The 12,967-nt window shown below is 59.4% G+C and carries 15 protein-coding genes; 5 read left to right on the plus strand and 10 right to left on the minus strand.

The annotated features are described in order from the left end of the window. Positions 1–20 precede the first annotated feature (20 nt). Positions 21–794: an alpha/beta fold hydrolase gene (locus QSJ95_RS03255; protein WP_269963179.1), complete on the plus strand. Its 774-nt coding sequence runs from the start codon at positions 21–23 to the stop codon at positions 792–794. A 182-nt stretch (positions 795–976) separates the two neighbouring features. Here QSJ95_RS03255 and QSJ95_RS03260 read toward each other — a convergent pair whose 3' ends face one another. Next, a complete protein-coding gene (locus QSJ95_RS03260; protein WP_285640318.1) occupies positions 977–1,963 on the minus strand; it encodes an NAD(P)H-quinone oxidoreductase in 987 nt (328 codons plus the stop codon). A 130-nt stretch (positions 1,964–2,093) separates the two neighbouring features. Continuing rightward, on the minus strand, positions 2,094–2,924 hold the full coding sequence (locus QSJ95_RS03265; RefSeq protein ID WP_009621968.1) for an alpha/beta fold hydrolase: 831 nt from the start codon (positions 2,922–2,924) through the stop codon (positions 2,094–2,096). A gap of 133 nt (positions 2,925–3,057) precedes the next feature. Between QSJ95_RS03265 and QSJ95_RS03270 the strand changes: the two genes are divergently transcribed. Further along, a complete protein-coding gene (locus tag QSJ95_RS03270) occupies positions 3,058–3,519 on the plus strand; it encodes a MerR family transcriptional regulator (RefSeq protein ID WP_009621970.1) in 462 nt (153 codons plus the stop codon). 324 nt (positions 3,520–3,843) lie between these two features. Here QSJ95_RS03270 and QSJ95_RS03275 read toward each other — a convergent pair whose 3' ends face one another. Further along, positions 3,844–4,839, minus strand: coding sequence for an acetoacetate decarboxylase (ADC) (locus QSJ95_RS03275; RefSeq protein ID WP_502945261.1), 996 nt, complete (start codon positions 4,837–4,839; stop codon positions 3,844–3,846). Between the two features lie 204 nt (positions 4,840–5,043). On the opposite strand from QSJ95_RS03275, the gene QSJ95_RS03280 reads away from it, so the two are divergent. Both QSJ95_RS03280 and QSJ95_RS03285 read left to right on the plus strand, forming a co-directional pair. Next, positions 5,044–6,276 carry an NADH:flavin oxidoreductase/NADH oxidase family protein gene (locus tag QSJ95_RS03280; protein WP_267852772.1) on the plus strand — a complete coding sequence of 411 codons (1,233 nt, stop codon included), beginning with the start codon at positions 5,044–5,046 and terminating at the stop codon, positions 6,274–6,276. Between the two features lie 113 nt (positions 6,277–6,389). Further along, positions 6,390–6,794: a hypothetical protein gene (locus tag QSJ95_RS03285; RefSeq protein ID WP_134163431.1), complete on the plus strand. Its 405-nt coding sequence runs from the start codon at positions 6,390–6,392 to the stop codon at positions 6,792–6,794. 454 nt (positions 6,795–7,248) lie between these two features. Here the strand turns inward: QSJ95_RS03285 and QSJ95_RS03290 are convergent, their stop codons facing one another. From QSJ95_RS03290 to QSJ95_RS03320, 7 genes are all read right to left on the minus strand, one after another. After that, positions 7,249–8,166: a zonular occludens toxin domain-containing protein gene (locus QSJ95_RS03290; protein WP_285640022.1), complete on the minus strand. Its 918-nt coding sequence runs from the start codon at positions 8,164–8,166 to the stop codon at positions 7,249–7,251. Between the two features lie 66 nt (positions 8,167–8,232). Then, entirely contained in the window at positions 8,233–8,547 is a 315-nt protein-coding gene (locus QSJ95_RS03295) for a hypothetical protein (protein WP_285640024.1), read from the minus strand. After that, entirely contained in the window at positions 8,547–9,857 is a 1,311-nt protein-coding gene (locus QSJ95_RS03300) for a hypothetical protein (protein ID WP_285640025.1), read from the minus strand. Before QSJ95_RS03300 ends, QSJ95_RS03295 begins: the two co-directional genes overlap by 1 nt. 11 nt (positions 9,858–9,868) lie before the next feature. Next, positions 9,869–10,126 carry a hypothetical protein gene (locus tag QSJ95_RS03305; protein WP_285640026.1) on the minus strand — a complete coding sequence of 86 codons (258 nt, stop codon included), beginning with the start codon at positions 10,124–10,126 and terminating at the stop codon, positions 9,869–9,871. A 340-nt stretch (positions 10,127–10,466) separates the two neighbouring features. Beyond that, positions 10,467–10,751, minus strand: coding sequence for a single-stranded DNA-binding protein (locus tag QSJ95_RS03310; protein WP_285640028.1), 285 nt, complete (start codon positions 10,749–10,751; stop codon positions 10,467–10,469). Between the two features lie 243 nt (positions 10,752–10,994). Next, the gene (locus QSJ95_RS03315; protein WP_285640030.1) at positions 10,995–11,228 is read right to left on the minus strand and encodes a hypothetical protein; all 234 of its coding nucleotides are present in this window, start codon (positions 11,226–11,228) and stop codon (positions 10,995–10,997) included. Position 11,229: 1 nt separating this feature from the next. After that, on the minus strand, positions 11,230–12,351 hold the full coding sequence (locus QSJ95_RS03320) for a phage/plasmid replication domain-containing protein (protein ID WP_285640032.1): 1,122 nt from the start codon (positions 12,349–12,351) through the stop codon (positions 11,230–11,232). 142 nt (positions 12,352–12,493) lie between these two features. Here QSJ95_RS03320 and QSJ95_RS03325 point away from each other — a divergent pair, with 142 nt between their 5' ends. Then, positions 12,494–12,685 (plus strand): hypothetical protein, encoded by a 192-nt coding sequence (locus tag QSJ95_RS03325; RefSeq protein WP_285640033.1) that lies wholly within the window; start codon positions 12,494–12,496, stop codon positions 12,683–12,685. Positions 12,686–12,967: the final 282 nt, after the last annotated feature.

The following is a 12,967-nucleotide window of genomic DNA, read 5'->3' on the forward strand; positions in this document are numbered from 1 at the left end:
CCCCTGCAAGGAGAACCCCGATGAAAACAACCCTCGGTGCCCTGGCCTGCGCCGCCGGCCTGCTCATGGCCGCTGGCGCGTCCGCCGCCGCGAAACCCACCGTGGTGCTGGTCCACGGTGCCTTCGCCGACGCCTCCAGCTGGAACGGCGTGACGCGCATCCTCGAACACGACGGCTACACCGTGGTGGCCGCCGCCAACCCGCTGCGCGGCGTCGCCAGCGACGGCGCCTACGTGGCCAACATCCTCGCCAGCCTGAAGACGCCGGTGGTGCTGGTCGGGCACTCCTACGGCGGCAACGTCATCAGCGCCGCGGCCAGCGACGCCGGCAACGTCAAGGCGCTGGTCTACGTCGCCGCCTTCGCCCCCGAGGCGGGGGAGAGCGCCGCGGACCTGGCCGGCAAGTTCCCCGGCAGCACCCTCGGCCCGACCCTGGCGCCGCCGGTGACGCTCGCCGGCGGCGGCAAGGACCTGTACATCCAGCAGGACAAGTTCCACGACCAGTTCGCCGCCGACGTGCCCGCCGCGCAGGCCAAGCTGATGGCCGCCGCCCAGCGCCCGGTCACCGAGGCCGCGCTGAACGAGAAGGCCGGCGCCGCCGCCTGGCAGCGCATTCCCTCGTGGTTCGTCTACGGCGACCAGGACCGCAACATCCCCCCGCAGGCCCTGGCCTTCATGGCGCAGCGGGCCCACGCGAAAGACGTCGAAGTGGTCCGCGGCGCCTCCCACGTGGTGATGGTCTCGCACCCCGATGCGGTGGCGCGGTCGATCGAGAAGGCTGCGGCTTCGCTGTAAAGGTTCGCTCGGCCGGTGACGGCGCTGGCCGCTCCTTGCGGAGCGGCCAGCGACACCCAGTTCGCTGGCCCCTGGTCTTTCCCGCGCAGGCTCCGGGAAACGGCGTCGCTATGAGATGCAGGGAAAAGGAGATAGCGGGGAGACCGGCCTCGCCGAGGTTTCATGGCGAGCCGGTCGGATCGTCAAGGCTGGCTTGCGAGAACGATCTTGCCGATATGCAGGCCCGAGTCCATCAACTCATGGGCTGCACTTGCCTGCGTCAGGCCGAAGACCTTGAAAACCAGGGGCTTGACCTCGCCCTTGCGGACATGGGGCCAGACCTGGCTCTCGAGCTCATCGATGATCGCCTTTTTCTCGTCGTGGCTTCGAGAACGCAGGGTCGAGCCGATATGCGTCAGGCGCTTCACCAGCATCTGGAAGTAATTGACGGTAGCCGCGGGCCCCTTGACCAGCCCGATCTGAACGATGCGGCCGTTCATGGCCGCTGCCTGGAAGTTTCGATCGACGTAGTCCCCGCCGATGATGTCGACCACCACGTCGACACCTCGTCCCCCGGTCTCGCGCAGGACCTCTGCCACGAAATCCTGCCGGGTGTAGTCGATGGGGTGATCCGAGCCCAGAGACCGGCTGGCAGCCTGCTGTTCCTCGTTCTTCACCGTGGTGAAAATCTGCGAGGCGCCGAAAGCCCTGGCCAGCATGGTGGCCGTTGTGCCAATGCCGGAAGCGCCGCCATGGATCAGCACCGTTTCCCCGGCCTTGAACTGCCCTCGCTGGAACAGGTTGGTCCAGACGGTCATGAAGGTTTCCGGCAAGGCCGCCGCTTCTTCCAGGCTCAAGCCCTCGGGCAGATGGAGGGTGGTGCGCTCGTCTGCAACGGCGTACTGGGCATAGCCGCCACCGGGAACCAGGGCCATCACTTTGTCACCGATGGCGAAATTGCTTACCTCGGCGCCCAGCGCCACGATTTCGCCGGATATTTCCAGCCCGGGAATATCCGAGGCGCCAGGCGGCGGAGCATAGAGGCCTTTGCGCTGGAGGACGTCGGGCCCATTCACACCGGCGGCATGCACCTTGATCAGCACTTCCCTTTCGCTCGGGCGGGGAGTGGGCCGCTGGACCGGGACCAGAACATCCGGTCCTCCCGGGCGGCTGATCTCAATGGCTGTCATCTGGGAAGGAATGTTGGGCGCGTTCATATTGCGAACCTCGGTATAAGCATTGACGCAGCGTGGAAATGGCCGATCTGATCGGCCAGGAAAGAAGGGGAGCCAGGATAGGCGCACCTGGCTCCCGGGCTCGTCAGCCGCGGATGAAGGCGAGCAGGTCGGCGTTGATCGTATCGGCTTCGGTGGTCGGCATCCCGTGGGGGAAGCCTGAGTAGGTCTTCAGCGTGCCGTTGCGAAGCAGCTTCGCCGAGAGCAGGCCCGAATCCTCATAGGGGACGATCTGGTCGTCGTCGCCATGCATCACCAGGACCGGGATGGTGATTTTCTTCAGGTCCTCGGTGAAGTCCGTTTGCGAGAACGCGACTATGCCGTCGTAGTGGGCCTTGGCGCAGCCCATCATGCCCTGGCGCCACCAGTTCCAGATGATGCCTTGCGAAGGCTTCGCGCCTGGACGGTTGTAGCCGTAGAAGGGGCCTGCGGGCACGTCGTAGTAGAACTGTGCGCGGTTGGCCGCGAGCTGGGCCTGCAGGTCGTCGAAAACCGCCTTGGGCAGGCCGCCGGGGTTGCTGTCGGTCTTCACCATCAGCGGTGGGACGGCGCTGATGATGGCGGCCTTGGAAACACGGTCCTCGCCATGGCGGGCGATGTAGTGGACGACTTCGCCGCCGCCGGTGGAGTGGCCGACGTGAACCGCGCCCCGGGTGCCGAGATGATCGACCACCGCGGCCACGTCGTCGGCGTAGTGGTCCATGTCGTGGCCGTCCCACACCTGGCTCGAACGCCCATGCCCTCGGCGGTCGTGGGCGACGACGCGGAAGCCGTTGGCCAGGAAGAAGAGCATCTGGGCATCCCAGTCGTCGGCGCTCAGCGGCCAACCATGGTGGAAGTGGATCACCTGGGCATCGCGGGGGCCCCAGTCTTTGTAGAAGATCTCGACGCCGTCCTTCGTGGTGACGTATCCCATGTTCGCATCTCCTGTGTGAGGTGGAGTTCGGTGACCAGCGATGCGACACCGCGTGAACGCCCCATCGCTTGGCCGTCCAATCACTGTAGGTTTAAAGTAAGCTTTAAGGTCAACGCTTTTTCGAGGGTGCGGCATGAGAATTGGAGAGCTGGCGAAGCTCAGTGGGCTGGCGCCTTCGCGCATTCGTTTCTACGAGGCCAGCGGCCTGATCAACTCGGTCGAGCGCAAGGCCAATGGCTACCGCGACTACGCGCCGGAGACGCTGGTGATCCTGGAGATCATCACCGGCGCCCAGAGCGCGGGCTTCTCGCTGGAGGAGATCCGTCCCTTGCTGCCGTTGAACGCCAGTGGCTGGCAGCATGGCGAACTGCTGGAGGGCCTCAGGCGCAAGGTGGGCGAGATCGAGGTGTTGCAGAAGCGCCTGGAGCAGAACAAGGCGCAGTTGCTGGTGGCCATCGAGAGCATCGAGAGCAAGCCGGAAGGGATGCAGTGCGCAGACAACACCCAGCGGGTGCTGGAGCGGCTGCGGGAGGAGGGCAGTGTGGCAATGCCGGTCCGTAGGCAGGCCAAGGTCGGTAGCGTTTCTGCCGAGTGAGCCATCGGAGCTCCCGGTTGTTTCTCCGCCTACGGCGTTATTCGCCGAATCGCGGACAGAGTCCGCTTACGTTCCAGGAAGCACGGTTTTTCGTAGGATGGCGTTGAGCGAAGCGATACCCATCGGCGCAACCGCATGGGTTTCGCAAGCTCAACCCATCCTACGAAGAGCACCTCGGCGCAAGACAGTTGCTCCTACGTTGCAGGCGAGCACGGCTTTTCGTAGGAGCGGACCTTGTCCGCGATCGCGGATGGAATCCGCGGCGCGCCGGGGGTCAAGGTCAAACGGCGGATAACCGCGAACGGTTATCCGCCCTACGCCTGGTCAGTTCTTGCCGACAAGCGCGCCCAGCGGCTTGGGCGCATAAAGCGCGCTCTGGAACTGCGGGACGTACTCGTACTTCAGCATCTTTCCGAGCTTCAGCGACTTGATGTAGCTGGAAAGCTCGCCGTCGCCGAGGATCAGCCGCGCCGAATCCCCGTCGCTGCTGGAGGCATGGCTGAGCTGGCGCGACACCGCGTAGCCATAGGTCAGCTCGCCGTTCCGGTCGGTATTGGTGAAGCTGTTGGTCACCAACTCGTCCTTCTGCGAAAGTTCGGCAAGCTTGGCCGCCTGGAACACCACATCCACCTTGCCTGTCCGGCTATCGACGATGTCGTAGGTCACCTTGTGCGCATCCTCCGTGACGTCGATGCCGGTCAGCCACTTCGGCAGGTTGTAGCCAACCACGCCACGAACCCTTGCGAGTTCGGTGTTCACCGGGAGCTTGAGCACGTACCCCCAATAATCCTTGGACAGCGACTGGCCAACCAGCGTGAGGGGGCCGAGGTTCGAGCGGCCAGGCTTGTTGGTGATGATGGAAAGGGCGACTTCGTTGTAGCTGTCGTTGTCGCAGTAGTGATAGGAGTAGGCGGTGAATGCCACCAGGCCGCGCCCCGGCCAGACCTGCAGGGGCTGCACCTTTTCCAGGACCTTGGCGGGTATCAGCTCCCTCAGTTTGTCGATGTCCGCCGTGTAGACGGCGGTGACCCGGCTGTTCTTGTAGTAGAAGTTCGGCGAGTAGGATTCGAAGCCTATGTCCACCTTCGTCTTGGCGAGCCCCTTGAACCAGCTCAGGTCGACGTCCGGCGCCTCGGCGGCGATCACCGAGAGGGGCGGGTTCGAACGGTAGCGGTCGTACAACCCGCCTTTCACCACAGGCACTTCATGGCCGGCGATGTCGATCATCGTGCTTTCGGTCGCTGGAACCTCGGCCCATGCGGAGGCTGCAAGGGCATTGACGAAAAGTCCGGCTATCGCGGCAACACTTCCGAGTTTCACTGTTCACTCTCTCCAGGGTTAGACGTGGGGCTTGCGGCACGCTGGCCAGCAGCTTGCCGGCGAACCCTAACCTTTAACTGAACTTTAAGGTCAAGCCCCTGCAATCCCGGATTCCGAGTGGTTGGCACGGAACGCGAAAACACCCTTGACATTAAAGTTGACTTAAAGGTTACGGTGCGGCAGTCGCCAATCCTGGAGCCTGTGATGACAGTGTTCACTGCGTTGACCCTGCCCAATGGGGCCGTCATTTCCAACCGTCTCGCCAAAGCCGCCATGGAAGAAAACATGGCGGACAAGGACCATGCGCCCTCGGACGCCCTGATCCGCCTCTACCGCACCTGGGCCGAAGGGGAGGTCGGGCTGATGATCACCGGCAACGTCATGATCGACCGCCGCGCCATGACCGGGCCGGGCGGGGTGGTGCTGGAGTCCGAGCGCTTCGGCGAGCGCTTCCGGGCCTGGGCGCAAGCCGCCCGCTCCCACGGCGGGCAGGTGTGGATGCAGATCAACCATCCGGGCCGGCAGATGCCCGCGGCCCTGAAGCAGGACACCATCGCGCCCTCGGAAGTCCCCATGGACCTGGGCAACTTCTCCAAACAGTTCATACCGCCGCGGGCGATGACCGAGGCGGACATCGCTGACGTCAAGGCGCGCTTCGTCAGGACGGCCGTGCTCGCCGAACGCTTCGGCTTCACCGGCGTGCAGATCCATGCCGCACACGGTTACCTGATCAGCCAGTTCCTCTCGCCGATCACCAACAAGCGCACGGACCAGTGGGGCGGGGCGCTGGAGAACCGCGCCCGGCTGCTGCTCGACGTGGTCAGGGAAGTCCGCTCAGCCGTGGGCCCCGGGTTCGCCGTGTCGGTGAAGCTCAACTCGGCCGACTTCCAGCGCGGCGGGTTCAGCACGGACGATGCGAAGCAGGTGGTCGCGCTGCTCAACCCGCTGGGCGTGGACCTGATCGAGCTGTCCGGCGGCAGCTACGAAGCGCCGGCGATGCACGGCCAGGCCCGCGACGGCCGCACCCTGGCCCGGGAGGCCTATTTCCTGGAGTTCGCCAAGGACATCTCGTCCGTTGCAAAGATGCCGGTCATGGTCACCGGCGGCGTGCGCCGGCTGCCGGTGGCCGAGCAGGTCCTGGACAGCGGCATCGACATGGTCGGCATGGGCACCGCGCTGGCCATCGACCCCAACCTGCCCAGGGATTGGCGGGCGGGGCAGGCAAGCGCGCCCATGCTCAGGCCCATCACCTGGAAGAACAAGGTGCTGGCGTCGATCGGCTACATGGCGATGGTGAAGCACCAACTGCGCCGCCTGAGCCTCGGCAAGCTGGCCAACCCGAATGTCGCGCCGGCGCTGGCGCTGCTGGAGCAGCAGCTGGATACGCAGGTTCGCACCTGGCGCTATCGGCGCTGGGTGAGGGGGCTTGTCGGCTGATCATTTGCCGGGGGGCTCCTCGGAGATACGGCTGGATCAGGCGCTCCCATGAATAGGCCAGAGTAGCCAGAATGGGGAGAACTACCATGCACCGCCGCTCGTAACTGCTGATCATGAACGCCCTGGCGATCATGGCCTGCGGCCTGGTGTGCTGCGTGGTCAACGGCTACCTGTTCTATGTCCCGCAGTGGATGCCGTTGAAGGAGCGACTGATCGATGATCGACGAGCTGCTGGAATTTTCCCGCAGCGACCTGCAGCAACTGGAATTGCTCCTGGCGCCCGGCTAGTTCCACGGCTGCGGGAAATCGAGGACGAAGGGCGCTTTATTAAATTCGCCGTGGAACGCCTGGATGCCGACGAGAGCGGCATGAAAGGCGCAAGAGCGGCTCAACGATCATTCAGCCCGGAATCGTTGTTGCTGGTAGACGTCGATAGTCAGGCATTGCCTTTGTGGCAAGAAGAAGCGAAAGAGCTTGCGAGGAGGAGACCTTGCCAGGATTGGCTCAGGATTCCATGAACAGATATTAAATTTAACATAATATACATTATGCGAAGCCCCAGGTAAGAACGCACGCCCAGAAAGCACGAAACCCCTGGAGGTCGCTCCAAGGGTTTCAAGGTCTGTGGTCGTCGGGCCACGCAATCCACGCTACGCCTGATCAACCTGCAGGTCAACAGATCAACCCTTATGCGGAACCCAACGATCAGGCGCCGTCCGACCAAACAGCCGATACAACCTTGACTTCCAGCGCGCTGGTGGAACCCAACGCCCACCAGCAACCTTGAGCTCACCAGTCGAATCAACCAAGTTGTCACGACGCATCCATTCACGGTCATAAAGCCCCATAACCACCTCCCAGTCAAAGAACTAGAACCCTAGCACCAACAACAAGCGCCGCACAGGTCAAAAAGCCCACCAGGTACATGGCAGCTAACAATCCAAACGCAGTAAAAATAGCGCCCTTACTCATTCAAGCCTCCAGATTGCCCGGCAACTTCGGATAAACATTCGGATCAAGCGCCTCACGCAATGTTTCCTGGCGAATACGACGACGCTCCAAGACAAGACGTTCATGGCGGCGCAAAGCAACCCGTTCAAAACCATCAAGATCAACCAAAACCCATATCGCAAACACCGGCAAAAGCAGCAATCCAAGAGCCCTGGAAATCGTCCAGGGCTTGAATTCAGCAACAGGCTTCACATAACGCCCCTTAAGATGCCAAGCACTGAGAACAGTGTAAGGAGCACGCATATCGACAGGACCTTTATCGTAGAATTCGACACCATCATCAAAAACCTGCCGCGTGTCGTAAGCGTTAAATAAATCAGAACCACGGTAAACCCACCGCTCAACAAAGTTAGCGCGATCTGGACGACCATAATAGACCGAGGCCACATGGAAGCGTGGAAGCCGTAACTTAAGAACGCGGTACTTATCCATACGACGACAGATAACAACATGCTCACCAAGAGCGCGAACAATCTGACCATCACAAGCCTCGATATCCTGAATTAAAAAGATAATGTCCCAACGCTTCTTTCGAGCATGAAGAAACCAGTCAATGAGCTGTCGCCTTCCCTTGTCGTTCCACTCGCGAGAATTAAGCCAAGTTCCGCATTCATCCAAAACAATAAGGCCATAGCGAGACTCGTCATTATCGCGAGGGTTCTCAGATTCATAACCTTCCCCTAAAGCATTCATGTCTTCAACGCGAGGTTTATCAGGAAGACGAATAATAGTCGCCTTATTATTAGTAAAAAGCTCATCAGGCCAAATATCAAGATTGGTCGCAACACGACGCCCCGCCGCCATGTAATCGCGAATCTTGCCAACAGACACTAGCGACTTGCCCGAGCCCAATTTTCCCGTAACGAAATAAACAGTCATATCCACCCCAATCGGAAGGCAAGGGGAGGTATCAGCCCTACGGGCTAACACCTCCCCTTCCCTTCCTCAGACTTTGCCCTTGATGGTTATCAGCGTTGTAATCTCTTGATAGGTCCAGGCGGCCGCATATGTCGCGGCAATACACGCTATACATGCCGTCGTATTATTCGGCAGAAGATCAAGCGCATCCTGAACCCAGCCGGGCGCCATTACATAAAGGCCGCCCTGGAGAGCCGTAACAGCCACCACGAACGCGGCGGCGGCAGCGAGCCATGCCGTGGCCACCATCATGCGAATAGTGAACTTGTAACCCAGGCGCTGGGCCAAGAAGGCCGCAACGCGAGTGAAGATGGCAACAAGAACAGCAGCAACAGCATTCATCAGTCAGCCCTCACGCGAGTCACAGATTCCCGCCATATCTGGAAGCAGTAGTGCCACGTCCAGAGAGCAAACATGAAGGCCAGGAAGGGGCGAACATAGGCCTCATGAATAGGGCAGTAATTAGTGGTCAGAACACCAACAACCGGAAGGTCAAAGGAATGCTCTTTACAACTACCGCCCATGGAAAACCAAGAGTGATAACCCAGCGGAGAAATAGAACTCCCCTGCCCTTCAATTTCGCCAGGAAGACCGCCAAGCGGATCATTTATACCGGCAAGAGCATCAGGAACTGTAGGCGCATCAGAAGTCTCTGTCTCAGTAGTAGTACCGTTGTTGTTAGTGGTATTGGTAGTAGTGGTTATAGTTGGCTCATAATCAATATAAGTATCACCATAAGTAATAGTCGCCGATGGCGTTTGTGTAGTGGTTTTTGTAGTGCCATCAGAAGAGGTGGACGTAGAGGTAGATGGAGGCGCCGTTACAGTCTCAGGGCCAGTCAAAATGCGAGTATCAGGCAAGGACTCATAACAGGCTTGAGGATTAGGAAGGGAATCGCAAATGCCAGAACTTAAATCCCTCTGCCAAACACCATCCTTGCCCTTAATAAATCCATCAAGAACAGACCAATCACTATCGGTCAAATCTGATTTATGGCTTGTTACATCACCAACAGCATAAGGCTTAGAACCAATAGCCGGGAAATTACCCTGAGAGTCAAATGTATAGCCCAGGGAAGAATTAGTACAATAGTTCTGATTCGAGGAGTAACCGGAAGGAAGATCAGAAATAGTACTGGCACCGACAACAATCCAAGTAACCCCCTGATAGGTAGTAACCAAGCTATGGCCAATAACTTGGGAGGCAGGAAGGTAATTACAAATCTGCTGGGGATTAATGGTTAATCCAGTGGTAACATCCTGGCCTGTAGAAGTCTGATAAGTAATCTTCTGTAGCTTAGTATTGTCATCGGACATAACCCAGCCAACACCCTCAATAGCAGCAATAACCGTCAAATTAAGAGCAACACTAGCAAGATTGTTCTTTAAGCCAGACCTGGCAAGAGAAGTGACACGACTAACAGGAACAGTGCGAACAGCCTTAACTGGAACGGTAACAGCTTTAGTCCCAAGCGGAATGGTTGTAGGAACATTCTTATATGTCTTGTATCCGGTGGATAACGTATCAACCGTTTCAGCACTACGAATTAACTCCCCCTCCAAGGGCGTATCAATAGTCTGCCGAACGGCAAACGCCTGCCCAGAAAGAAGAAAGGCGACCGAAGTCGCCAGGATAACGATCGCCTTTCTCATGGCGCCCTCCCTTAGCTCGCGCCTTTCCGCAGCCATTTCTTGGCGACACCGATGCCGATGTCACCAGCCAGGGAGACCAGCAGCAGCGCGACACACGCGGCGATACCGGCGGTGATGTAGGTCAGGATCTTCGCCTGCAGACTGGTGATGGCCGGGGTGATCGGATCATCATCCGCCATGGCGAGGACAGGGAAGAGCACGACAGTGGCCACCGAGGCGCGCAGGGCGGCCGCCTTGGCGCGTTCTTTGACACTTTGGTACATGGGCATAGGGACTTACTCCTATTGGATTTTGCCGAAGATGCGCCGTAGAAAACGGACGACGCTGCCGTACGCGTAGCCGGTGAACCAGAAAACAACAGCTCCACCGCCTGCATAAAGCGCGTAAGTCACGTGGTGACTCCCGCGGAATAGCCGTGGCCAAAGGCCCCAATCCAGAGCCCGACACACAGCAAGTAGTACAGATCGACCAGGGTTATTGGGCTTGATGGATCCACGCGTGATGGCCCTCCAGGTAGGGGGCTACGGTGTCCGACAGGCCCCAGAGGTAGCCCGCCAGAAGGCCCACGACGAAGAGTCCGAGGTAGCGATACATGACGGGCCTCCCCAATCAGCTGGCTTGCTTCAGCGATGCTGAAGCGATGGGCTTCAGGCGGACACGAAGCTGGACTTGCTTGTACTTGCCAACCCACAGCGACTTCTCGTCGAGCTCATACACGCCGGGCTGGTACGGCTGCTGGCCATCGTCCAGGGCCAGGACGACCTTTTCCGGGTACTTGTCGTCACCCTTGAACATATGGGCTTCCTGCTCGCGAATTTGCCAGGGGCCACGGGCATTGGTGCCGGACTTAACGTCGACATCGGTGGAAGTGACTTCGAAACGGACGTTGAGCATGGATACTTTCCTCGGTGTCAGAAGGGACGGGTTAGAACCCGAAGGCGTCGCCGAGCCAGGGCGTGCCTGACTCGCGAACAATGGTCGTCCACTCGCGGACCGGCTTGGCCAGCTGCAGGACAGGAACAGGCACTGACTCGACCAGAGCCTGCGAAGACGTGGTGTTCGCCGCGATCTGAGCCCGCATAGCACGGTGCTGGTCGGCGAGCGTTTGGGGGGAGCCCTGGAGGCGGATTCGTTGCATCACGCCCACCCCTGAGCTTCAAGATCGTAAATAACGGCCATGGCATGGTCTTGGGCGTTAAACAGCAACGCATCCAGACGCTCAAGGGCAAAACTGTCGATATGGCCATGACAGAACAGGCAGGCCAAGTAACCAAGCAAACGACCGGTGTCGAAAGAAACGTCGGTACGGCATCGGCCATTGCGAACAGACCAGAGCATGCGTTCAATGCTGTCGAAGTCAGCGAACAACATCTCAAGCCACCAGGCGCAGGTGAGACGGAACAACCGCGGGGCGGTAGAAGCCCGGCAGCGGCACGTCGAAAATTCGTTCAACCTCGCGCACATTGCGGATAAACACCACGCCGCAACGGGTGGAGTCATACGGCAGCTTGATATCGATGCCGATGCGACGAAGACGGGCACGATGGGTCTTCACCGACGACTTTTCGAAGTCAAAAACAGCACCATGCATCCACTCGTAAGCGATGCTCGCGGTACGGCCAGCAGCTTGCACATTCGGGCAAACCTTCTGGCGGATCAGTTCTTGGGTGATGCTCACCGGGTCAAACGCGCTCAAGCTCATCTTCTCGCCCACCTTCAAAAAATCGCCGTGTATCCGCTCTAGTTCCCCCTCATCGAACAGCCCCCAAAAGCAGAGGCGTTCCCGCTTAAGAAACTCCGAACGCAGCTTGATCTCAGAGCGGACCATGCCGACCGAGGCACACCAGTCGCGGAGCTGGCGGACGTATCGGTATTCGTCGGAGTCTTCACCGAAGGCACGCTTGACCTTCGGCAGTAGATGGGCGTCCAGTTCGGCCGCCTTGTTGTAGTTGCCTGGGTAGACCAGGCGCCCCGCTTTCTCGCCACCCTTGGGCGTCCAGACCACGGTGTTGCCATCCGGGTACAGGTACGCAATCGAGTTCCGATAGCGCTGGCTGGAGATGCCTCGCAGGTAGGCCCGTTCGTTGCCCTGCCCTACGTAGAAATTGCTGGTCAGGTCGAGCCGCTGCAGCACCACGCCATCAGCCAAGGCATCACCGTCCTGCAGGCGCTGAACGCGGGCGCACGCCGTCATTGCAGGCAGCCCAAGCTCGACCAGAATCGAATTGATCACCCGGAAGCACTCGCCCAACGTCTTGAGCCCGTAGACGTTGTCCAAGCGATTGATTCGCGAGGGATTGCCATCGACAGTCAGGCGACGACCGCAGACGTGAATGCGGAAAGTGGTGCAGTAGCTACCTTCCGCCAGGAAGGCCGGAGCGCTTTCGCTCAACAGCTCTTCCGTTTCGGCGTCAAAGCGGCGAAGGATCAACCCGGCCCGGTGCGGCAGGTCAAACGGGTAGTCCTGATAGGCCTTGATCCAGTCGATAAACATCGGCAATCCCGAGCCTGAAAGTGATTTATCGCAAAATCACAAGTGATCTTCGGGCGCTTTATAACCGAATCACAAATCACATTGCAACACATGCCAGAATCACGCTCACCAGAAATCACAAGTGATAGCGAGGCGACATCACGTGGCAAAGACCTACCGACTCAGGGACGAAGCCGAGGAGGCGCTTAGCGCCAAGCGGATAAAACTCATCGTTGAGCGAAAGGAAGATTTCAAAGAAAGCGAGCTGCTGGGCGCCCTGATCTGGAAGCACCTGGGGACGTTGCGTGCCGAAGACATCAAGGCGTACCGCGAGGCGGTACTGGGGAAAGATTGACCCGGAAAGTATGGACTTTCATACCAAAGTGGGGGTGTTACGCACGCCCAGAAAGCACGAAACCCCTGGAGGTCGCTCCAAGGGTTTCAAGGTCTGTGGTCGTCGGGCCACGCAATCCACGCTACGCCTGATCAACCTGCAGGTCAACAGATCAACCCTTATGCGGAACCCAACGATCAGGCGCCGTCCGACCAAACAGCCGATACAACCTTGACTTCCAGCGCGCTGGTGGAACCCAACGCCCACCAGCAACCTTGAGCTCACCAGTCGAATCAACCAAGT

The sequence above is a fragment of the Pseudomonas sp. NBRC 100443 genome, assembly GCF_030268185.1.
Taxonomy (GTDB): Bacteria; Pseudomonadota; Gammaproteobacteria; order Pseudomonadales; family Pseudomonadaceae; genus Pseudomonas; species Pseudomonas citronellolis.

Coding starts and splice junctions, on each gene's coding strand:
- QSJ95_RS03310 (WP_285640028.1), bottom strand. CDS start 10,751: ATGCTCAACGTCCGTTTCGAAGTCACTTCCACCGATGTCGACGTTAAG.
- QSJ95_RS03295 (WP_285640024.1), bottom strand. CDS start 8,547: ATGAATGCTGTTGCTGCTGTTCTTGTTGCCATCTTCACTCGCGTTGCG.
- QSJ95_RS03285 (WP_134163431.1), top strand. CDS start 6,390: ATGAACGCCCTGGCGATCATGGCCTGCGGCCTGGTGTGCTGCGTGGTC.
- QSJ95_RS03320 (WP_285640032.1), bottom strand. CDS start 12,351: ATGTTTATCGACTGGATCAAGGCCTATCAGGACTACCCGTTTGACCTG.
- QSJ95_RS03300 (WP_285640025.1), bottom strand. CDS start 9,857: ATGAGAAAGGCGATCGTTATCCTGGCGACTTCGGTCGCCTTTCTTCTT.
- QSJ95_RS03290 (WP_285640022.1), bottom strand. CDS start 8,166: ATGACTGTTTATTTCGTTACGGGAAAATTGGGCTCGGGCAAGTCGCTA.
- QSJ95_RS03315 (WP_285640030.1), bottom strand. CDS start 11,228: ATGTTGTTCGCTGACTTCGACAGCATTGAACGCATGCTCTGGTCTGTT.
- QSJ95_RS03260 (WP_285640318.1), bottom strand. CDS start 1,963: ATGACAGCCATTGAGATCAGCCGCCCGGGAGGACCGGATGTTCTGGTC.
- QSJ95_RS03265 (WP_009621968.1), bottom strand. CDS start 2,924: ATGGGATACGTCACCACGAAGGACGGCGTCGAGATCTTCTACAAAGAC.
- QSJ95_RS03305 (WP_285640026.1), bottom strand. CDS start 10,126: ATGCCCATGTACCAAAGTGTCAAAGAACGCGCCAAGGCGGCCGCCCTG.
- QSJ95_RS03280 (WP_267852772.1), top strand. CDS start 5,044: ATGACAGTGTTCACTGCGTTGACCCTGCCCAATGGGGCCGTCATTTCC.
- QSJ95_RS03270 (WP_009621970.1), top strand. CDS start 3,058: ATGAGAATTGGAGAGCTGGCGAAGCTCAGTGGGCTGGCGCCTTCGCGC.
- QSJ95_RS03255 (WP_269963179.1), top strand. CDS start 21: ATGAAAACAACCCTCGGTGCCCTGGCCTGCGCCGCCGGCCTGCTCATG.